Here is a 287-nt window from a genome sequence, read left to right on the forward strand (position 1 = left end):
TGCATGAAAACATCTAAATTTACTGACAGTCAGATCATGTCTATTTTGAAACAGGCGGAGTCTGGCACGCCTGTTACTACCCTGTGCCGTGAACATGGCATGAGTAATGCGACTTTCTACAAGTGGCGTGCTAAATATGGCTGAACCGTACCGGGTTTGTCGGAGACTTTTTTATTTAAGTTAGGCCACCTGACCTAATGGGTTAATTTTATGATAGTACATTGCTTCAAAATCAAAAGGTGACACATAACCTAGTGCACTATGTACACGCTTTTTATTGAACCAAT

The 287-nt window shown here is 40.8% G+C and carries 1 pseudogene; it reads left to right on the forward strand.

Annotated features, from left to right (window positions below):
• Positions 1-3: 3 nt before the first annotated feature.
• Positions 4-141, forward strand: a pseudogene (locus AC2Q9J_RS17830) (transposase); the annotation flags it as partial.
• Between the last annotated feature and the right edge of the window lie 146 nt (positions 142-287).

This window comes from Planococcus sp. RAB007_Raresut (assembly GCF_057369535.1).